General features: G+C 62.2%; 15 protein-coding genes. 11 read left to right on the top strand and 4 right to left on the bottom strand.

Translation table 11 applies throughout. The features are described 5' to 3' along the window. Nucleotides 1-6: 6 nt before the first annotated feature. The 4 genes from AB5S05_RS01050 to AB5S05_RS01035 all read right to left on the bottom strand — a co-directional run bounded on the left by AB5S05_RS01050 (nucleotide 7) and on the right by AB5S05_RS01035 (nucleotide 6,495). Nucleotides 7-3,873 carry a type VI secretion system protein gene (locus AB5S05_RS01050; protein ID WP_369285547.1) on the bottom strand — a complete coding sequence of 1,289 codons (3,867 nt, stop codon included), beginning with the start codon at nucleotides 3,871-3,873 and terminating at the stop codon, nucleotides 7-9. Then, nucleotides 3,870-4,625 (bottom strand): DotU family type IV/VI secretion system protein, encoded by a 756-nt coding sequence (locus AB5S05_RS01045; RefSeq protein ID WP_369285546.1) that lies wholly within the window; start codon nucleotides 4,623-4,625, stop codon nucleotides 3,870-3,872. Before AB5S05_RS01045 ends, AB5S05_RS01050 begins: the two co-directional genes overlap by 4 nt. 9 nt (nucleotides 4,626-4,634) lie before the next feature. Beyond that, nucleotides 4,635-5,966, bottom strand: coding sequence for a type VI secretion system baseplate subunit TssK (gene tssK / locus AB5S05_RS01040; protein WP_369285545.1), 1,332 nt, complete (start codon nucleotides 5,964-5,966; stop codon nucleotides 4,635-4,637). Between the two features lie 70 nt (nucleotides 5,967-6,036). After that, nucleotides 6,037-6,495, bottom strand: coding sequence for a type VI secretion protein (locus AB5S05_RS01035; RefSeq protein ID WP_369285544.1), 459 nt, complete (start codon nucleotides 6,493-6,495; stop codon nucleotides 6,037-6,039). 192 nt (nucleotides 6,496-6,687) lie between these two features. Here AB5S05_RS01035 and tssB point away from each other — a divergent pair, with 192 nt between their 5' ends. The 11 genes from tssB (at nucleotide 6,688) to AB5S05_RS00980 (ending at nucleotide 19,574) form a co-directional block, all read left to right on the top strand. Next, nucleotides 6,688-7,245, top strand: coding sequence for a type VI secretion system contractile sheath small subunit (gene tssB, locus AB5S05_RS01030; protein WP_369285542.1), 558 nt, complete (start codon nucleotides 6,688-6,690; stop codon nucleotides 7,243-7,245). Nucleotides 7,246-7,275: 30 nt separating this feature from the next. Further along, nucleotides 7,276-8,754 (top strand): type VI secretion system contractile sheath large subunit, encoded by a 1,479-nt coding sequence (tssC, locus tag AB5S05_RS01025; protein ID WP_369285541.1) that lies wholly within the window; start codon nucleotides 7,276-7,278, stop codon nucleotides 8,752-8,754. 79 nt (nucleotides 8,755-8,833) lie between these two features. Then, entirely contained in the window at nucleotides 8,834-9,331 is a 498-nt protein-coding gene (locus tag AB5S05_RS01020; RefSeq protein ID WP_369285540.1) for an Hcp family type VI secretion system effector, read from the top strand. A 3-nt stretch (nucleotides 9,332-9,334) separates the two neighbouring features. Further along, nucleotides 9,335-9,784: a type VI secretion system baseplate subunit TssE gene (gene tssE / locus AB5S05_RS01015; RefSeq protein WP_369285538.1), complete on the top strand. Its 450-nt coding sequence runs from the start codon at nucleotides 9,335-9,337 to the stop codon at nucleotides 9,782-9,784. After that, nucleotides 9,768-11,561, top strand: coding sequence for a type VI secretion system baseplate subunit TssF (tssF, locus tag AB5S05_RS01010; protein WP_369285537.1), 1,794 nt, complete (start codon nucleotides 9,768-9,770; stop codon nucleotides 11,559-11,561). Before tssE ends, tssF begins: the two co-directional genes overlap by 17 nt. After that, nucleotides 11,525-12,541 (top strand): type VI secretion system baseplate subunit TssG, encoded by a 1,017-nt coding sequence (gene tssG, locus AB5S05_RS01005; RefSeq protein ID WP_369285536.1) that lies wholly within the window; start codon nucleotides 11,525-11,527, stop codon nucleotides 12,539-12,541. Before tssF ends, tssG begins: the two co-directional genes overlap by 37 nt. 2 nt (nucleotides 12,542-12,543) lie before the next feature. Then, the gene (gene tssH, locus AB5S05_RS01000; RefSeq protein ID WP_369285535.1) at nucleotides 12,544-15,090 is read left to right on the top strand and encodes a type VI secretion system ATPase TssH; all 2,547 of its coding nucleotides are present in this window, start codon (nucleotides 12,544-12,546) and stop codon (nucleotides 15,088-15,090) included. Nucleotides 15,091-15,328: 238 nt separating this feature from the next. Continuing rightward, the gene (locus tag AB5S05_RS00995; RefSeq protein WP_369285534.1) at nucleotides 15,329-16,240 is read left to right on the top strand and encodes a hypothetical protein; all 912 of its coding nucleotides are present in this window, start codon (nucleotides 15,329-15,331) and stop codon (nucleotides 16,238-16,240) included. A gap of 97 nt (nucleotides 16,241-16,337) precedes the next feature. Continuing rightward, nucleotides 16,338-16,895: a hypothetical protein gene (locus tag AB5S05_RS00990; RefSeq protein ID WP_369285533.1), complete on the top strand. Its 558-nt coding sequence runs from the start codon at nucleotides 16,338-16,340 to the stop codon at nucleotides 16,893-16,895. Nucleotides 16,896-17,019: 124 nt separating this feature from the next. Beyond that, nucleotides 17,020-19,026, top strand: a complete 2,007-nt coding sequence (locus AB5S05_RS00985) for a type VI secretion system Vgr family protein (RefSeq protein ID WP_369285532.1) — start codon at nucleotides 17,020-17,022, stop codon at nucleotides 19,024-19,026. Beyond that, complete coding sequence (locus tag AB5S05_RS00980) at nucleotides 19,026-19,574, top strand: toxin-antitoxin system YwqK family antitoxin (RefSeq protein ID WP_369285531.1); 549 nt, start codon at nucleotides 19,026-19,028, stop codon at nucleotides 19,572-19,574. The genes AB5S05_RS00985 and AB5S05_RS00980 overlap by 1 nt, the downstream gene beginning before the upstream one ends. Nucleotides 19,575-19,599 lie beyond the last annotated feature (25 nt).

The following is a 19,599-nucleotide window of genomic DNA, read 5'->3' as shown; positions in this document are numbered from 1 at the left end:
GAACTCCTATGGGATGCCGGGGGCGGCAGAGGATAGAGAATCAGGCCAGGCTGCCATCTGCGGCATACCCGGGGCGGCGGGTGACGGCACGTTGGCGAACGGCGATGCCGGTGCCTTGACCGGCAGCGGCGCGATGGCCAGGGGACTCTTGCCACTGGCACTCAACAGGGCCACGCGCATGAACATCCGTGCCTGGTTTTCGCCACTGGCAGAGGCATGGACGGGCAGACGGAAGGCCAGCGGCGTTTCGCTGTAGTCGATGGTCGTCAGCCGCTCGAAGGCGACATGGGTACGCAGCAGACGCAGCAACGCCCAGGGCCCCTGGTATTCCCAGCCCGCCTCCTGCCGGTAGACCGCCAGTGCCTGTTGCAATGGATCATTCGCCGGTCTCTGCTCTGCGTTCTTGGCCCAGCGCAGCAGCAGCTTGACCGGTTGCCCGAGAGTCCAGCGCATACGGCTGTTCTCGTCGCCGGGATAGCTGATCTGATCGCTGCCTGCCAGCATGGACCATTCGATCACCTGATCGGCCCCCAACTCGGCCTCACGGTCAGTACGCCAGCGCACATCCAGGTCGATCCCCTTGATTCCGTCCTGATCCCGCTGGAACAGGGGGTCGAGCCAGCCCCTGGCCGTTTGCAGGTGAGCGAGGAAATCGGCCGCCACCGAGGCATCCTGGGACGGGTTCTGTAGCAGTCCGGCCTGAACCTGAGGCAAGTTTTCATCCAGCAGTTGCAGGAACAGGCGCACCCGGTCAGGGTCGGCATCCGGCGCATTCAGGTTGAAGGCGAACGGGAAGCGGCCAGCCAGATACTGCGCGAAATAGGTCGACAGGCGGTTCCAGGCGACAGCCGCGGTCCTCTCCTGCAGCTGCGCGCAGCGCTGCCCCGCCAGTCCGGCGACACCGCGAACGCGCAGCGAGAGCTCGTCTGCCCCCTTGGGCAGTTCGGCCTCGCCCAGGACGCTGTGGCAGTTGCTCAGCTCCATGCGGTTGAGGCTGCTGGCGAACCGTTCGAACAGCGCCGGCGCACTATTGGGGTTCTTCTCGGCGTATTTCTCGAGCTCCGCAGACGTCGCCAGCCAGCGCTGCACTTGCGCGACATAGCCGGCCGCCAGACTGGAGCGCTGGCCGTGCAACCAGTCGAGGGCCGGGGCAATCCGGCTGTGCAGGTCGATGAGCAGATCGAGCTGACGAGCCAAATACTGCTGCATATCCTCCGGGGTCTCGGCACGGAAGGCACGCAGACCGGCATTACGACTGCCGTCCCACCAGGAGAAGTCGCCATGCAGAGGCTGGTACAAGGCGAGGGCTTGCAGTTCGGCATCGGCACTGTCGAGATCACGCAAGGCTCGTCGATTAAGCTCCTGAAGCAGCGCTTCAGCCATATCCGCATGACCGAGGGCCTGGAATTCCATGGCTACTTCACGGGCATCCTGCGCCGGCACATTGAATGCGCGGGTTTCATTCAGGCTGGCGGCTGCACTGGGTTTGAGCGCGCTGAGCAGCCGCCAGACGGTAGCGGCGGTGCTCGTCTGGGCGCTGGCGGTCAACGCGCCGCGGTATTCGTAGGGCACCTTGGCGACGCCTTGTTCCAGGTACTGGCGATAGCTGGCGAAATAGCGCTGGGCCGAAACCAGACTGGCGGCATCTATCCCCCGCATCGGCCCGCCATGGTAGTCCGTGCCTTCACCGGCCAGGGCGGCAGCGGCGAAGTCCTGGCGCAGCAGCATGTCGATGGCGGTATCCAGCTTGGCCAGGCTGGGCTGGAGTTCGATGCTGCCGCCACTCTGCTGGCGCAGGATGCTGTTGTGCGGGTCGCTTTCATCCAGCCACTGCTCACGGAAGACTTTCTGCAGGAGACTGGCATGGTCGAGCACCTGATCGACCATGGCGGGGCCGATCAAGGTGCTCTGCCGGGCCTGGTCGAGCATGGCCGAGTAGCCGGGCGCCAGGTCCTCGCCCGAGCTCCGACTCCAGGCGATATTGGTGGCATTGACCAACCGACGCAGCTTGGCAATGTTCAGGCTCAGCTCTTCCAGGTCGAGGATCGAGTTGCGCTGACCGTTCTGCAGGAACTGCAGGTGGCGCCTGACTTCGCCGGCGGTGCTGCTGAAGCTTTCATCGGCAAACAAGCGGTCGAGCCACAGCCGCATCAGCATGACGTATTGCTTGCCAGCTGGCTGGCGGATGGCGGCCAACTCCAGCGGGCTGGCCAACCCTTGCGGGGCGCGCGCGAACAGCCAGTTGTAGCGCTTGTGCAGGGGCAAGGTCTGGGCATTGAGTTCCAGATCCAGCAGCTCGCCCGACAAAGTCGCGGCATCATCGAGGGGACTTTTGCTGGCGGAAAGAATCTGATTGAAGTGGGCGCTGTGTTTTTCCAGGGCCAGTGCCTGGTCCAGCAGATGACGGGCCGCCAGGTAGCTCGACCATTCTTCCGGCGAATCGGCGTCGCCACTGCGATGGCGCTGACTGTCCAGGTGCACGCCGCTGACCGCGCTCATGTCGCGTTGCAGGGTCGCGTACAGCGGCCGATAGAGCCGCTCGCTGGCCAGGTCGAGCAGCTGCTGGCGCAACTGCGGATCCAGCGGAGAAAACAGCGAGCTAGGCAACAATACCGAGGAGAAACGCCACCGCGGCGCTTCGTTGAGAACCGTCCAGAAGGCGCTTATGCTTCGTCGGGCACCGGCATCGTCGAGCAGCCCGGAACGGTGATCGGCCTTGAGCTCGTGCAACAGCGCCGCGAGGCTGTCGGCCTGTTGGCGCTCGACCTGCCAGATCCAGAGCATGCCGACCAGCCAGACCAGCCCAACCAAAGCGGCGCTGGCGCCAAGGACGCGCTGCCAGCGCCGACGCAGATAAAGAATGCGCGGCACCGGCTGGGTCAGTCCCTGCTCGGCCAACACGCGATGGCGCAACAGGCGCCGAATGAACAGGGGCGCGCGCGGCAGCTCCTGTACCTCGGTCAGCGGATCGGCATCACCACCGACTGCCGGCATCGCCGCGCAGAAATAGATGCCGCGCAATTGCGGCGCCTCGCCCAAGGCGCTGCCTTGAAACACCGGATCGCACAAGACCTGGAGGTTGCTGCGAATGGCATCGAACTGGCGCGGCAGCAGATAGAGCGCCTCCTCAATCTTGCCGGACAAGACGCCCAGCTCACTGATTTCCTCGGATAGCACGCGTACCAATTGGTCCAGGGCAATCTCGCTCCACTCCGGATGCCAGGCGGTGCCCGGGGCGAATGGCGAGGACCAGCCCAATACCCGGTCACGGGCCTCTTCGGGCAGCGCGTCAGCCAGTTCCTTGATGCCAGGCAGTGTTTCCAGGCCAGTGACCACTAGATAGACCGGTACGCTGAGCCCCAGGCGCTGGAGCATTTCATTGAATTTGCGCCGTGCCACCAGACCATTCGCCGCCGCCTGCTCGGCCGACCATAGCCGCTCGGCCGGTATCGTCCAGATCACCGCATCCAGCGGCCGCCCGGCGCGCATCAGCAGCAACATGCGCAACAGCCGCCACCAGGCGGCGATCTGTACCAAAGCTCCGTCCGCGTGGTTGAACATGGCACCGGGCACCGCCAGCACAGCCGCATCGCTGTCGTACCACCAGCGACCAAACCAGCCGCTCTTGCCCGCGTCGGATAGTCGCCAGGCTCGGCATAGCTGCTCAGTCTGCTGTTCATCGCCGAGCAGCATCAGCCAGGGTGTTTGATAGCGGTCCTTGACCCCGAGGTCGCGCTCCATCTGCTGCACGGCAAGGTAGCAACTGCGTGCGGCTCCATCGATACGCCCTCGCAGCCACCAGGCCAACACGCCTAGCAAAATCAGCAGCAAGACCAGGACCAGCACCAGTACCGCGATTTCCAAGCCGCTCATAGCTGTTGCCCCGGGCTGCTGTCGAGGCTGGGCTCCAGGCGCTGGGCGATATCGCGCCAGAACAGATGACCGACACCAAGCAGCAGCACCATGCCCAGGGCGACAAACAGGCTCAGACGCAAACCATCTGGCAACATGCGCCGCACCGGCAGCCGCCTCGGCGGCGCAGAGGCAGGTTGTTCCAGCATGGCCCCGACCTGCCGCTCATCGGCGTCACGCTGCCACGCGAACGCGAACAGTGCATGACGCCATTTCTCGTGCAGGATCTGCCCGCGCGCACCCCTTAATCGGCCCTGAAAGCCCAGGGTCAGGCATTTGAGATAGACGTTGGCCAGGTCGCGAGTGGCCGGGTCGCTCTCACCGAGCAGTTTGTTGATCGCCCGCGGCAGCCGCTCGCCGGCGGCGCGACTGTTGAACAGGCGAAACTCCAGTGGTTGCTCCTGCCACCGCGACTGGCCCGGCCAGGAATTGAATACCAGCGTTTCGTCGAGCAAGGCCACGAAGGCGTAGACCATGGCCTTGGCCTGGCCTCCTGGCGCATCGCCGACGGCCGCATAGGCATCACGCCAAAGCCGGCGGCACAGCCGGCTCGCCTCCGCCGCCGCGCGCGACGCTACTTGGTCGGCGCTTTCGGTGCTACCGGCCAGGTCGGACCAGACGTCCAGCCATTGCGCCCAGGTGCTGGCGAATGCGGCACTCAGTGGCGCCTCGTTGATCGAACCGAGGCGCAAGCGCGGCAGGCTATCTGACATGACCTGTTCTCACTCCTCACCGCTATTGGTGAAGAACAGCAAGACTTCCCAAGGTTCGACCCCAGCGCCACCACCCGGCACCAGAATGCGCAGGCGCTGGCTGGGATCGAACCATTCCTGATCACCCTGGATGGAAAACAGCCAGGTGTCGGCGCCAACACTGTAGGCAATCTGCTCGCTACGGCTGAGCGGCTGCTGCGCCAGGCCGTGCATGCGTTGCCGGGCCAGGGTGGGAATATGTGGCTGGGAAGCAATGATGGCGCTGTCCAGCCATTGGCCGGCGGCGCGCTCACCCGCGCCAGCAGGCATTCGCAGACCAATCACCATGCGCTGCCAGGGCTCCTCGGTGGCCGGCAACTCGATCCAGAATCCATGGGTGTCGCGCGCGAATGGCAGGGTACGGTAACCGGCGCGCACCAGATCGAGGGCGGCATTCAGCCAATCGAGGACTTCCGTGAAGCCGCTTAGCAGCTCTTCATAGGCCAGTGGCTTGAAGGCCGGCACGCCGGCCAGCGGATTGAGCACGCAGAGCGAACCCGCCATCCCCGCCAGCAATTGGTGCAATCCCGCCGGATGGGCGATGCGGCTGCCCAGCGCGGCCTCCACCTCCGGCAGACGTGCCCAGATGGCGGCGAGCAGACGGCCGATCTGTTCGCCATCTTCGTCATTGCCGGCTTGTTGTGCCTGGCGCAGGCGGCCGGCGAGAAACACGCACTTTTCCCGGGCTCGGGCGCAGACTGCGGCGACCTTATGGCCGAGCAGCGATTCCGGCAACACCCGCGAAGTGGGCGCCACGTAGTCGATGCGCGCGTAGCCACCGCCTTGCTTACCGATGCGCACCAAGGGCAGGCACACCGAGTCGGCCTTGTTGCTTTCTGCCACCAGGCGCAGATCGGCACGCCAGACGCTGATGGGCTCGGGAAACAGGCCACTGGCCAGATCCGGCACCGGCTCGCCCTGCAGGGAGCGAAAGCGGCCGCCGAGCGGCGCCAGCTGACCCGCACGGTAGAGGGGCGCGACGGCGAGGAAGACGGTGGTCGCCCCCTGGATCGAGGCGTCGATCGCTTCCTTCACATCCAGTTCGAGCGCCTCGCGACTGCTGGCGTCAAAGCCGACCGGCAGGCCGTCGGGAAGAATCGCATCGAGGGCAGTGACGCGCACCTTGCCGCCGCTGAGCGCCGCCTCGTCCAGCTCGAGCAGGTCGACGCCCCAGAACCAGGGTTGCGCCGCAGTCGTCTGGCGTGCGGACAGGGTTTCTGCCCGCAAGCCCTGCAGCTGGAAATGCTGAGGCAGCAGCTGCATACCTTCGTGCCAACAAATCGCATCGGGAATACCCGCCATGCCCCGCCCCCTCCGACATCCATTCCTGGTCTAGCGGGAAAGCTGCCCCGCTCGCGTGTCCCTGTGCCACTCAATCCAACGAGGAGTCGCCGAGCAAACGCATATTCTTGCTCTCGAAGCGCAGCCAGACAGTCTTCTGCTGCTCCAGACGCAGCCTGTGCGTACCCGGATTGTTATAGCCGGCATATACCAAAAGTCCAACCGCAGGGTTGCCGGCCAGGGGGATGTCCCGCGCCGCCATGAACTGGCCCGGGACCAGTTCAAGGCTCCAAACGCCAATCGACTGCAGGTAATCGCGGCGCAGCTGTTCACGTTGCTCGAACCACTGCTTGGCGGGTATCGACAGCAGTAGCTTGAGCAGTTCCGGATCCTCGACTGCGACGAAATCCACGGCCAGCGGCGTGTCGTCGTTGGCCTTGGGTGCCACGTCCAGCGTAAGTGAGCGCAACTCGACAGAGGGTTGGAAGATGTAGGAACAGGAAGCCTGCAGCAGCATCAGGCCCACACAGATGAAACGTCCAAGTCTCATGGGAATCCATTAACCGATGAATTTGCTTTTTTATAGACCTGTTCTAGCGTCTTTGGTAGTTCGCCGTCAGGACGAATGAAAAGGGATCGCTACCGTCCGGGATGCTTTTCGGGGGAGATCCACAAGGAGCGTGATGGAGAGGGAAACCAAATCATTGCGCGATCGCTCAGTGTTTTGGAGAAGGGAAGAATCATGGCTGAGAGTACCCAGCACAAACTCGACCGAGTACGTCCCCCGCGTGTGCAGATTACCTACGATGTGGAAATCGGCGACGCCATCGAAAAGAAAGAGCTCCCGCTAGTGGTCGGCATCCTCGCCGATCTGTCCGGTAAACCGGAAACCCCCTTGCCGAAGATGAACGAGCGTCGCTTCGTGGAGATCGACCGCGACAACTTCAATGAAGTACTCGCATCGACCGCACCGCGCCTGGCCGTGCAAGTCGATAACTCCATCAGCGGTGATGGCAGCAAGCTCAACGTCGAATTGAAGTTCTCCCATTTCGACGACTTCGATCCGGTCAACCTGGTCAAGCAAGTGACCCCGCTGCGCCGCCTGTTCGAGGCCCGTCAGCGCCTGCGCGACCTGCTCACCAAACTCGACGGCAACGATGATCTGGACAAACTCCTGCAGGAAGTAGTGGCCAACACCGAGGGATTGCAGGAAATCAAAGCGGCTCGCCCCGAGGGCACTGCGGAAACTGGCGAAGCAACTGACGATGCGTCCGACCAGCCCGAAGAGCCTCAAGCCTGATAGTCGCTAACCAATACGGAGATTTTTGCCATGGCCGAAACAGAATCCGGCACTCAGGGCGCAGCGCAACCCACCACCTTGTCTCTGCTCGATCGCATCGTCGCCGAGGGCCGGATGGCCCACGACGACAGCCAGCAGGCCTATGCCCGCGACATGCTGAGCGAGTTCGCCACTCAAGTACTTGACGAAGGCATGGTCGTCGACAAGGACACCGTGGCCATGATCAACGATCGCATCGACCAGATCGACCAGTTGATCAGTGGCCAGCTCAACGAAATCCTCCATCACCCGGAGGTCAAGAAACTGGAAGCCTCCTGGCGCGGCCTGCATTTTCTGGTGATGAATACCGAGACCAGCACCCGACTGAAGTTGCGTCTGCTGAATGTGACCCAGAAGGAGTTGCTCACCGATCTGGAGAAGGCCGTCGAGTTCGACCAGAGCGTGCTGTTCAAGAAGTTCTATGAAGAGGACTACGGCACCTTCGGCGGGCATCCGTTCAGCGTGTTGATGGGTGATTTCGAGTTCGGCCGCCACCCGCAGGATATCGCCCTGCTGGAGAAACTCTCCAATGTCGCCGCCGCGGCCCACGCTCCCTTCATCGCCGCCGCCAGCCCGCGGCTGTTCGATATGAGCAGCTTCACCGAACTGGCCGTTCCGCGTGACCTGGCCAAGGTCTTCGAAAGCCTGGAGCTGATCAAGTGGCGTTCGTTCCGCGCCAGCGAGGACTCCCGCTACGTCTCGCTGGTATTGCCGCACGTGCTGCTGCGCCTGCCATACGGCCCGGAAACCCTGCCGGTGGAAGGCATGAACTACGTGGAGGACGTCAACGGCACCGACCACAGCAAATACCTGTGGGGCAATGCGGCCTGGGCGTTGACCCAGCGCATCACCGATGCATTCGCTCACTACGGTTGGTGTGCCGCCATTCGCGGCGTGGAAGGTGGTGGCGCGGTCGAGGGCTTGCCGGCACACACCTTCACTACCAGCGCAGGCGACCTGGCGCTCAAATGTCCCACCGAGGTGGCGATTACCGACCGCCGCGAGAAGGAACTCGACGAACTGGGTTTCATCGCCCTCTGCCACAAGAAGAACAGCGATCTGGCGGTGTTCTTCGGTGGTCAGACCACCAACAAGGCGAAGGTCTACAACACGCCCGAAGCCAACTCCAATGCCCGCATTTCGGCGATGTTGCCCTACGTGTTGGCGGCCTCACGCTTTGCGCATTACCTCAAGGTGATCATGCGCGACAAGATCGGCAGCTTCATGACCCGCGACAACGTGCAGACGTACCTGAACAACTGGATCTCCGACTACGTGCTGATCAATGACAACGCCCCCCAGGAGATCAAAGCCCAGTACCCCCTGCGTGAGGCGCGAGTGGATGTCAGCGAAGTGGCCGGCAAGCCCGGCGCCTATCGAGCCACCGTATTCCTGCGCCCACATTTCCAACTTGAAGAACTGACGGCCTCGATCCGCCTGGTAGCTACGCTGCCGCCTCCGGCCGCCTGACAGCTTCCGCCGGCCCTGGGCCGGCGGGGTTTTTGCCAAACGACTCTTCTTATTTTTCTAGAATCAGGAGCTGCACGCGATGGATGCGATCATTCTCGACCTGGGCGCAGATATCAAAGGTGATAGCCTGCTCGAAGGCTTCGCCGACAAGATCGAACTGATGTCCTACAGCCATAACGTCGCCATGCAGGTGACCAATGACGTCAGCAACTCGGAGCGCACCTCGGGTCGCCCCCATATCGGTGAGTTCACCCTCACCAAGTTCATCGATACCTCAACCCCTACCCTCAACGAATACTGCTGCTCTGGAAAACCCATCACCGAGGCCAAGGTCACCATCGGGCGCAATGCCGCCGAAGGCAGCGGCCAGATCCTGCCCTTCATCGTCTATACCCTGTCCAACGTTGTGCTTTCCAACGTCAGCGTCAGTGGTGGTACCGGTGGCAAGCCGGTGGAGACGCTTTCGCTCAACTTCACCAAGATCAAGTGGGAGCTGACCGCGCAGAAGGATGACGGCACCAAGGAAGGCACGGCCGCCTCCACCTGGGACCTGGCGGCCAACAAGGTCGTCAAGTAATCGGTGGCCGCCTTCCGGCACCGCAGCCAGGCACCGCTGCTCGACCGTCTGGCCTCGTACGACGAGGCCAGACCCGCGCAGGTGCCCGCCTTCGATCGCCAGGCACTTGCCGACTCGGTGCGCCAGGAACTGTTGCGCCTGCTGAATACGCGACGCTCGTTGCGACCACGGCTCAAACAGCTGACCGTCATCGACTACGGCATCGCCGACTGGAGCGGCTTGTACGCCGACCGTAGCGACGATCGACTCAGATTGGCGCGGGAGATCCGCTTGGCCATTGCCCACTTCGAGCCACGCCTGCAGCTCGGCGAAGTGGACGTACAAGCACTGGATGGGAGCCGTCATGCACTGCGCGTGCGTATCAACGGATACTTGCGCAGCGGTGTCGAAGAGTGGCCGGTGGCCTATGCAATGGATTTGGCCGACGGGGTAGTGCATGAGCGATTCGATTGATGAGCAACTGCTGGACTATTACCAACGCGAACTGACCTGGCTGCGTCAGGCCGGTGCAGACTTCGCCCAGCGTTATCCGAAGATCGCCAGCCGCCTGGAACTGTCCCCCGGCGAATGCCCGGACCCCCATGTCGAGCGCCTGCTGGAAGGTTTCTCATTGCTCTGCGCGCGCTTGCAGCGAAGGCTCGACGACGGCTATGCGGAATTCAGCAATGCGCTGCTGGAGCAACTCTATCCGCTGGCATTACGACCACTACCCTCGTGCGCCATAGCCCGACTCGAGCCGGACCCGAGCAAGGGCAACCTCAGCGAAGGCTACGCCCTGCCCCGCGACACCCCATTGTTCGTCACCACTGCTGCTGGCGACAGCGTGCATTTTCGCAGCACCGCACCCGCCACCCTGTGGCCGCTGGAAGTGGCCGAGGTGGTGCTCCTCGACACCGAAGAAACCCAGGCCCTGACGGGCGCCCCCCAGGCCCGCGCGGCTCTGCGCCTGAGCCTTCGCAATCTCGCAGAGGAGCCGTGGAGTGCCTTGCCGATCAGCAGCCTGCGCATCCATCTGGCCGGTTCTCCGGTCACCGCCGCTACGCTCTACGACCTACTCTGTGGCCATGCCTTGCAGACCCGCTGTGGCCTGCCGGGGTGCCAGCCATCTGCGGTGGCCGGACGCCCCGAACCGGTCGGCTTCGCCGCCGACGAGTCCCTGTTGCCAGATGAAGACGGTTTGCACCCGGGCTTGCGCCTGCTCGCCGAGTACTTCGCCTGCCCGGAAAAATTCGCCTTTTTCGACCTGCCGCTGGCCATTCCCGCAGAAGCCGGCGAGCTGCTGGAGATCTACATCCTGCTCGACCGTGCGCCGACCTCCCGGGTCAGCCTGCGCCGAGAAGATATTGCTCTCGGCTGCGTACCGGTGATCAATCTGTTTCCGCGGACCTCCGAGCCGCTGCGCCCCGATGGCACCCGTAGCGAGTATCGGCTGATCGCCGACGCCTACCGCGAAAACAGCGTGGAAATCCACAGCATCCGCAACCTGCGCGCCGGCAGCGGTCAGCGCGCCCAGTGGATCTCGCCCTACTATGCCTGCCAGCACGGCATGGGGGACACTCGCCTGTACTGGCATGCCCGGCGGATCAGCGGACTCAATCCGCGTCGGCATGGCACCGATATGCTGTTGAGCCTGGTCGACACCCATTGCAACCCGGCGGTGGATATTCCCGACTTCAGTCTCACCGCCGAATTGCTGTGCACGAATAGGCACCTGGCGGAAACGCTGCCCGCCGGGACCCGCCTGGACTTCGAGCGACCCGGCCCGGTGATGCGCGTCAGCCTGCTTCGCTCGCCTCACCCGCAATCGCTACCGGCACTGGATGGCGCCTCGCGCTGGCGTCTGGTTTCGCAACTGACCCTCAATCACCTGTCGTTGGTGGAAGGCGAGCAATCGCTCGCCGCGCTCAAGGAGTTGCTGACGCTGCATAACCTGCGCGATGAAGCTGCCGCGCGCCGGCAGATCGAAGGCCTGTGCGGCATCTCCAGCGTTCGAATCGTCGAGCATGTCGGCAGCGACGCCTGGCGCGGCTGGCGCAACGGCCTGGAGGTACGTTTGAGCCTCGATCCACAACATTTCGTCGGGGCCAGTCCCCTGCTGTTTTCTGGCGTGCTGGCGCACTTCTTCTCGCTCTACGCCAATACCAACCGCTTCGTGCGCACCGTGCTGCTGCTCGGCGATAAGGAGATCAAGACATGGCGTCCCCAGGTCGGCGAACCCCTGTCCCTATAGCCGAGCGGCTGAGCAACGAGCCGCAGGCGTTCGAACTGCTGCAGGCGCTACTGCTGCTCGAGCGTTCACAGCCAGAGGCCGTACCGCTGGGCCAAGGCATCGACCCGCGCCGGGAAGCAGTGCGCCTACGCGGACCGCTGACCCCGCTGTTCGCCGCCAGCCAGGTGGCACAACTGGAGTCGTCCGAGCAGTCCCAGCCGGTACTCAGTACGCCGGTGTTCGGTCTGGGCGGACCGGATGGCCCCTTGCCTTACGCCTACCAGGAATGGTTACAACAACGCGCTCGAATGAAGGACCACGGACCGGCGCAGTTCCTTGACCTGTTCCAGCACCGCCTGCTCTCACTGCTCTATCGCATCCTGCGCAAGTATCGGGTGGCCATCGGCTTTACACCACCACAGCACAGCCCGGTACAGGATCAGCTGCGTGCACTCACCGGCCTGCTGCCACGCCCGCTGCAGGGACGCCAGGCGATTCCCGACGGGCTCATTCTCGCCCGCAGCGCGCTGTTCGCCGGAGCCCGTCGCTCGTTGGCCGGTTTCGAAACCATTGTCCGCCATCACTTCGCCGTGAGCGTGCGCCTGGAGCAGTTCCAGGGCGCCTGGCGCGAAATTCCCGAGACCAGCCGCAGCCGCCTGGGCCGATCCGGCCGCAACCTGCGCCTCGGCCACAGCGCCGTGGCCGGCAAGCGAGCTTGGGACGAGCATGCCGGCATCCGCATCGTGCTCGGGCCCCTGAGTGGCCAGCGCTACCCCGGCTTTCTGCCAGACGGTGCGGCCCATCTCCAGTTGGCGGCGCTGGCGGCCTTCTACTTCGGTCCCGATCTGGACTGTTCGCTGCGGTTGTTGGTCAACGACACCCCGGCCCTGACCCTGAAGCGCAAGGCTCCACCGCGCATGACCTGGAGCAGCTGGCTGGAGCGCCAGCCCAAGCATCAGGTACGCCGCATCGACACGCGCCTCTGCCTGAGGAGTGCCTGAGCATGGACCTCGCCACCCTGCTCACCCGCCTCAACGACGATTGCCGCCGTGCGCTGGAGCGCGCCGCCCAGCGCTGCATGCAACGCAGCCACCACTATGTGGAAGTCGAACACCTGCTGCTGGAACTACTGGACATCGAAGGCGGTGACCTGGCCTGCCTGCTGCCACGCTTCGGCCTGGAGCGGGACGTCCTGGCGGCAGAAATCAACCAGGCCCTCGACTTGTTCAAGGGCGGCTGCACCCGCACTCCAGCCCTCTCCAGCCAGACGGTGGCACTATTGGAAGATGCGGTGCTTCAGGCCAGCATGCAGAACCTGCCAAGCGTACGCTCCGGGCTATTGCTATTAGCCCTACTCGACCGCGACGATCGTCGTGCGCTGTTGCTCAACAGTGCATCTTCGCTGCTGCGCATCCCCCGCGACGCGCTGCGCAGCAACCTGCAGGAGTGGACCGCTACCTCCCGCGAGGGTGGCGCCGGCACGGCCAACAACCCGGCCAAAGGGGCCAAGGCCGGTGCCGAGCCGTCTCTGCTCGACCAGTTCACCCAGGACCTTACCGAGGAGGCGCGCAGCGGCCGCATCGATCCGATCGTCGGCCGCGATGGCGAAATCCGCCAGACCATCGACATCCTCCTGCGTCGGCGGCAGAACAATCCCATCCTGGTCGGCGCCCCCGGCGTCGGCAAGACCGCCGTAGTCGAAGGCCTGGCCCTGCGCATCGCTGCCGGCGATGTGCCGCCGCCGTTGCAGGAGGTCAGGGTGCGGGTACTCGACCTCGGCCTGCTGCAGGCCGGGGCCGGCGTGAAGGGCGAGTTCGAGCAGCGCCTGAAGGGCGTGATCGATGCGGTACGCAATGCCGAAAAGCCGATCATCCTGTTTATCGACGAGGCTCACACCCTGATTGGCGCCGGTGCTGCCGAGGGCGGCAGCGATGCCGCCAACCTGCTCAAGCCGGCCCTGGCTCGTGGCGAGCTGCGCACCGTGGCCGCCACCACCTGGCTGGAATACAAGAAGTACTTCGAGAAGGACCCGGCTCTGACCCGGCGCTTCCAGCTTGTGCAGGTGGAAGAGCCGGATGAAGCCACCGCCGTTGAAATGTTGCGCGGCGTCGCCGTCAAGCTGGAGCAGCACCACGGCGTACAGGTGCTGGATGCGGCCATCCACGACGCGGTGAAGCTCTCCCATCGCTACATTTCCGGGCGCCAGTTGCCCGACAAGGCCATCAGCGTACTGGACACCGCTTGTGCCCGCGTCGCCCTGGCTCAGCACGACGTACCGCCGCCCCTGGAAAGTCTGCGTCATCGCCAGGTGGCGGTGCAGGAAGAACTCGACCGGCTCAAGCGCGAACAGGCCACCGGCCTCGACCACGGCGCCCGCATCGGCGAGCTGGAAAGCGAATTTGGCGGCAACGCCATCAGCATTCGCGAACTGGAAACCCGCTGGGGCGAGGAACGCGAAGCGGTACGCGAGCTGCTGAACGCACGCCGCGAGTTGCTGGGGCTGAGCGAGAGCGCCGATACCAGCAAGCCGAACGAGGAACTCGACAACCGCATCGACCACCTGGCCGCCGAGCTGGGACGACTGGAGCACGGACTCGACGCCATTCGCCAGGATGACCCGCTGGTGCCCGAGCAGGTCGACTCGAAGATAGTCGCCGCGGTGATCGCCGGCTGGACCGGCATCCCGGTGGGCAAGATGCTTGCCGACGAGGCCCACGCCGTGCGCACCCTAGGCCAGCGCATGGGCCAACGGGTGATGGGCCAGGACGTGGCGCTCGACACCATCGCCCAACGCATCCAGGCCTACCGCGCCGGGCTCACCGACCCGGCCAAGCCGGTCGGGGTGTTCCTGCTGGTCGGCCCCACCGGCGTCGGCAAGACCGAAACCGCCTACGCCCTTGCCGACGCCCTGTACGGCGGCGAGCGCAACCTGATCAGCATCAACCTCTCCGAATACCAGGAGGCCCACACCGTCAGCCAGCTCAAGGGGGCGCCGCCCGGCTACGTCGGCTATGGCTCTGGTGGCGTGCTCACCGAAGCAGTACGACGCAGGCCCTACTCGGTGGTGCTGCTCGATGAGATCGAGAAGGCCCACCCGGACGTGCTCGAGGCCTTCTACAACGTCTTCGACAAGGGCGTGATGGAAGACGGCACCGGCCTGGTGGTGGACTTCAAGAACACCGTGATGCTGGCTACCAGCAACGTTGGTGCGGAACTGATCCTCGATACCCCAGCCGTACAGATTGGCAGCGATGCCTTCAATGCCCAACTGCGCCAGGTACTGCTGCGCAGCTTCCGCCCGGCCTTTCTCGCGCGCATGACCGTGGTGCCCTACAGCGATCTGGATGACACCACCTTGGAAAACATTGTCCGGGCCAAACTGGCAAAACTGCAAGGCCGCTACAAGGCCGCCACCGGCAAGACCTTCGATTTCGACCCTGGCCTGGTAAAAGCGGTATTGGCCAAATGCAGTTCGGCGGGCGTACGGGATATCGAGAATGTGTTGATGACGGAAGTAGCGGGAAAGCTAGCGGAGTGGGTGTTTGAATAGTTCTTGTGAGTAGCCCGGCCACCCAGATCATGCCCAATTTAAATCTAAAGGCAACAAATAAAAATCAATTAGCCGAAGCCAAGTACCACAATAAACTCACTTACTCGCCAAACGTTTACCATGCCACCCACACAGACAATTAACAACCCAATGAAATTACAAACCCACAACAAATCGCAACCAAAGCATTTATTTTAATTCAAAGGAATATACACCAACCAGACCGGACACCAATAAAATGAAAAACCTTCTAAGCTTAACCAGCCCGCACGAGTTCATAAAAATATATTCACCAATCAGAAATGAAATATTCTTAAGGACACAGAAAAATCATGTCTATATTCCCAAAAGAATCCTGAACAACCGCTCAAAGGTAGCAAGAATAATAGACAGGCAATACTTAGACAACAATGGCGTAATGGATCCCAGAAAAATAGTTGTTTTCGATAATAGCCAAAAGGGCTATAGATTCAGCGGAAATCAGACAAAAAGTTATAGAGAGATACAAAAATTAATCAATGCCTCTGGCGTTTCCCTAAGCTATGGAAAGCCAGGAACTTATGTTTCCCGCAAAGCAAATAATGGCCTATTTCCAACCCTTGCCTCCGAGAGGGGTTATTACAGGAATACGGATGCATACAATGAAATACTAGGCGGAGACACCTCCCTTTTGAAAGACTACTTCGATTTCGAGGGGTTAATGAAAAATCAGTATATCATTCAGCATGATATCGCCGCACCAATTCCCTACATAGACCTGGAAGAAAGAGCGACCAAAGAGTCAATTCTAGAAATAAACAAGGATCCAATAAATGAGTTGCTCTTGCTGTACAAGGATTTTCAAATAGCCGGGCTTCCACACCCAGATGACGTTGATGAACTTATTGAATTCCTGATATACGGAGACGTATATGACTTCAGTCAGCCACTCGGCAATGCCTTGCTAGAGTCATCTACGGCCATTCAATTCAGTTCAGCACGGGCAAGAGTTGCTCCTAACCAACAGTATTTCGAGGGCGGTGGAAATATGGTCATTCCAAACACGCTATTTGGCAACCTTCCCTTTGACGGTACTTACTACGCCCTCCACGGAAAGCAAGTTATAAAATATGCAAACACAGGAAATTCAGTTTTTTCCACAATCAAATAAAGCACATCAATTATTCTATGTTCAAGAACCCAAAGAGCCCCATCTTTTTTAGCGGAGAGATCTTTTTCCATCCGCACCCAAACACCGGAGATAGATTATGCCTGCAGCAGCGGTATGCGATCGCCTCGCCCAGTTTGAAGATTTCGGTTTTATGTGGGCTCCCGGGCAAATGACCATTGCGACTAGCTTTTCACCTGGCGGTACGGCGTTTACCGGGGAAATAATGACAACGCCGATATCCTGCTATGAGATCGTCTTGTGGGCTGCGCACTTATCAGGCGTTGCCAACAATACGGTATGGAATGTGATCGACGACTTGTTCCGGGCAAACGCACAGCACAATCAACCAAACAACAACTCCATACAAGGAGCGCTAAAGCGTTACTATTTCAACCTGCTGGCGCCGGCGCGCGCTGTTGGAAGTTATCCAAGCAAAGGAGATCTGGTGCTTTTTTCAGCCGCAGGCATTGACTATATTGCGCATGTGGCATTGGCCACCGGCAATGGCTATGAGTTGCTCTCACTCGGGCACGATGGCCCTGTCACTGCTCCAGCACACGGCGTCGCTCTGCAGGTAGAACGCCTCAGCATTAATGATGTCCTAACGACTAATCCACTACTGACCCGAGTCGAATTTGGAACACCTCCATGGTGATTTTTAAACTAATCAGTGGCCAGCTGATCAATTTGTCTATTGATCATTGCAAGTTTCCTGAATGCTTAGTTTCGTCGACCATTCGAATATATTCGGGCTCTGGATATTCGTGTGAGGCTTTTCGATGACCCGCCCCACCGACACCACCACCAGCCTTTCCCTCACCGCCGCGGCGCTGGCCGACCTCTACCCGGAACGCCTCTCCGGCGAGGAGGCGTTGAACAGTCTCGCCAGCCTGACCCTGCACGGTTACAGCGCCACGCCCTTGCCCCTGGTCGATGCGGTGGCTTCGCACTTCACCGCGACCCTGCATAACGACGACTTGCTGCGCCCGATCGATGCGCTCTGTGCGGAGATTCGTCAGTTGCCCGGCGATGCCACGGCCGAGCGCTATCAGCTGCTGCTACGGCCCTGGTTGTGGTGGCTGACCCTGGCCAGCAACAACCGGGTGTTCCAGAATCTGGCGACCAGCGACATCGTCACCAGCATCTTCGACGAGCACGGTTTCAGCGATTACGAGCTGAAGCTGACCGGCAGCTACAGCCCGCGCGAGTATTGCGTGCAGTACGGCGAGAGCGACTTCGCCTTCGTTTCGCGGCTGCTCGAGGAGGAAGGCATCTTCTGGTTCTTCACCCACGCCGATGGCGCCCACACCCTGGTGCTGGGCGACAGCAACGACGTCTTCCCGCCGTGCCCGAACGCCAGCACCATCGCCTACCTCGGCCAGCAGATGGGCGAACGTGAGTTGCATGGCATCCGCTCCGGGCAGATCTGTCGGCAGGCGGTGTCCGGCGTATACCGCGCCACCGACTACGAGTTCACCACGCCGACCACCTCGCTCTATGGCCAGGCCGAGGCGGTGGCCGGACCGCTGTCGGTTTACGAACATCCCGGCGGCTACACCACCAAGGCGCGCGGCGATGCCCTGGGCAAGTTGCGGGTGGATGCGCTGCGCAGCCAGGAGAGCCGCTTTATCGGCGAGAGCGACTGCCGCTGGCTGGTGCCGGGGCACAGCTTCACCCTGAGCGGTCATGACGACGACGCAGCGAATATCGAGTGGGTGCTGACCCGAGTCAGCCACGAGGTCGACCACAGCAACTACCGCAATCGCTTCGAGGCGATTCCCAAAAGCACCAGCTACCGCCCGCCACGCCGCACGTCCAAGCCGCGCATGCACACCCAGACCGCCATCGTCGTCGGCAAGTCCGGCGAGGATATCTGGACCGATGAATACGGCCGGATCAAGGTGCAGTTCCCCTGGGATCGCGACGGACAGAATGACGAGACCAGCTCTTGCTGGGTACGCGTGGTGCTGCCGTGGAGCGGCAAGGGCTTCGGCATGCAGTTCATTCCACGCATCGGCCAGGAGGTGATCGTCACCTTCATCGACGGCGATCCGGACCGTCCCCTGGTCACCGGCTGCGTGTACAACGGCGACAACGCGCTGCCCTATGAGCTGCCGGCCAACCAGACCCAGTCCGGAATCAAGACCAATTCCAGCAAGGGCGGCGGCGGCTTCAACGAGCTGCGTTTCGAGGACAAGAAGGACAGCGAGGAAGTGTTCCTGCAGGCGCAGAAGGACCTCAAGATCAAGGTGCTCAATGACAGCAGCGCCACCATCGGCCACGACGAGACGCTGACCGTGCAGAATGCGCGGACCCGCACGGTGAAGGACGGCGACGAAACCATCACCCTGGAGCAAGGCAGCCGCACCGTCACCATCCAGACCGGCAGCGATACGCTGGACGTAACCGACACCCGTACGGTGACCGTGGGTAGCGACCAGACCCACAGCACCGGCGGCAGTTACACCCACGAGGTTGCCGGCAACTACCAGCTGACCGTGGACGGCAACCTGACCATCAAGGTCAGCGGCACCCTGACGCTGCAGAGCGGCGGCGACTTCACCGCCAAGAGCGATGCCAACCTGACTGCCCAGGCTGGCACGGCATTGACCAACAAGGCCGGCACGGCTCTGACCAACCAGGCGGGCACCACACTCGACAACAAGGCCGGCACCGATCTGACCAACAACGCCGGGGTCTCCCTGACCAACAAAGCCAGCGCCTCACAGACGGTGGATGGCGGCGGCATGCTGACCCTCAAGGGCGGCATGGTCCAGGTGAACTGATGAGCGCCCCTACCGGCGATGTCGTCGTACACAGCGGTGAGCGCCGACTCATCGGCACCCTGCAGAAAGGCGCGCTCGAGGGGCCGGTACGCATCGAGGAAAATGGCCGGCCGCAAGCCAGCCTGAGTTATCGCCAAGGCGTGCTTCACGGACCTTTCGTGTTGCTCCACGCCAATGGCAAGCCGGCGGCGCGCATGGCCTACGAGAATGGCAAGCTGCACGGCCTGGCGACCTACTATGCGGCTGAAGGCTGGATGCAGCGTCAGGCCAACTACCGCGCCGGCCTGCTGCATGGCGAGGTCAAAACCTTTTTTGCCGACGGCAGCCTGGCCCAATGGCAGCACTATCACGTCGGCCAGCTACATGGCCTGCAGCAGCGCTTCCACCCCGACCAAAAGCTGGCATCGCGGCAACTCTACCAGCAAGGCCAGGTGGCCGAAGCAGAGCAGCGCTTCGCCAGCGACGGCCGACCGCTGGACGCGCGCGGCCAGCCTATCTCCCGGCTGGCCTGGTGGTGGCGACGCTTGACCGAGGCGCCGGAGGTCTGAGCGTTGGCGGAGCTCGAAGCAAGAC

This window comes from Pseudomonas zhanjiangensis, from assembly GCF_041027545.1.
GTDB classification, from domain to species: domain Bacteria; phylum Pseudomonadota; class Gammaproteobacteria; order Pseudomonadales; family Pseudomonadaceae; genus Aquipseudomonas; species Aquipseudomonas zhanjiangensis.
This window is presented reverse-complemented; position numbering and strand designations above follow the sequence as displayed.

Excerpts from the sequence above, each read along its gene's own strand:
- AB5S05_RS01050 (WP_369285547.1), bottom strand. The coding sequence starts at position 3,873 with ATGAGCGGCTTGGAAATCGCGGTACTGGTGCTGGTCCTGGTCTTGCTG.
- AB5S05_RS01035 (WP_369285544.1), bottom strand. The coding sequence starts at position 6,495 with ATGAGACTTGGACGTTTCATCTGTGTGGGCCTGATGCTGCTGCAGGCT.
- AB5S05_RS00990 (WP_369285533.1), top strand. The coding sequence starts at position 16,338 with ATGCCTGCAGCAGCGGTATGCGATCGCCTCGCCCAGTTTGAAGATTTC.
- tssH (WP_369285535.1), top strand. The coding sequence starts at position 12,544 with ATGGACCTCGCCACCCTGCTCACCCGCCTCAACGACGATTGCCGCCGT.
- tssB (WP_369285542.1), top strand. The coding sequence starts at position 6,688 with ATGGCTGAGAGTACCCAGCACAAACTCGACCGAGTACGTCCCCCGCGT.
- tssC (WP_369285541.1), top strand. The coding sequence starts at position 7,276 with ATGGCCGAAACAGAATCCGGCACTCAGGGCGCAGCGCAACCCACCACC.
- tssK (WP_369285545.1), bottom strand. The coding sequence starts at position 5,966 with ATGGCGGGTATTCCCGATGCGATTTGTTGGCACGAAGGTATGCAGCTG.
- tssG (WP_369285536.1), top strand. The coding sequence starts at position 11,525 with ATGGCGTCCCCAGGTCGGCGAACCCCTGTCCCTATAGCCGAGCGGCTG.
- AB5S05_RS00995 (WP_369285534.1), top strand. The coding sequence starts at position 15,329 with ATGAAAAACCTTCTAAGCTTAACCAGCCCGCACGAGTTCATAAAAATA.
- AB5S05_RS01020 (WP_369285540.1), top strand. The coding sequence starts at position 8,834 with ATGGATGCGATCATTCTCGACCTGGGCGCAGATATCAAAGGTGATAGC.
- AB5S05_RS00985 (WP_369285532.1), top strand. The coding sequence starts at position 17,020 with ATGACCCGCCCCACCGACACCACCACCAGCCTTTCCCTCACCGCCGCG.
- tssF (WP_369285537.1), top strand. The coding sequence starts at position 9,768 with ATGAGCGATTCGATTGATGAGCAACTGCTGGACTATTACCAACGCGAA.
- AB5S05_RS01045 (WP_369285546.1), bottom strand. The coding sequence starts at position 4,625 with ATGTCAGATAGCCTGCCGCGCTTGCGCCTCGGTTCGATCAACGAGGCG.
- AB5S05_RS00980 (WP_369285531.1), top strand. The coding sequence starts at position 19,026 with ATGAGCGCCCCTACCGGCGATGTCGTCGTACACAGCGGTGAGCGCCGA.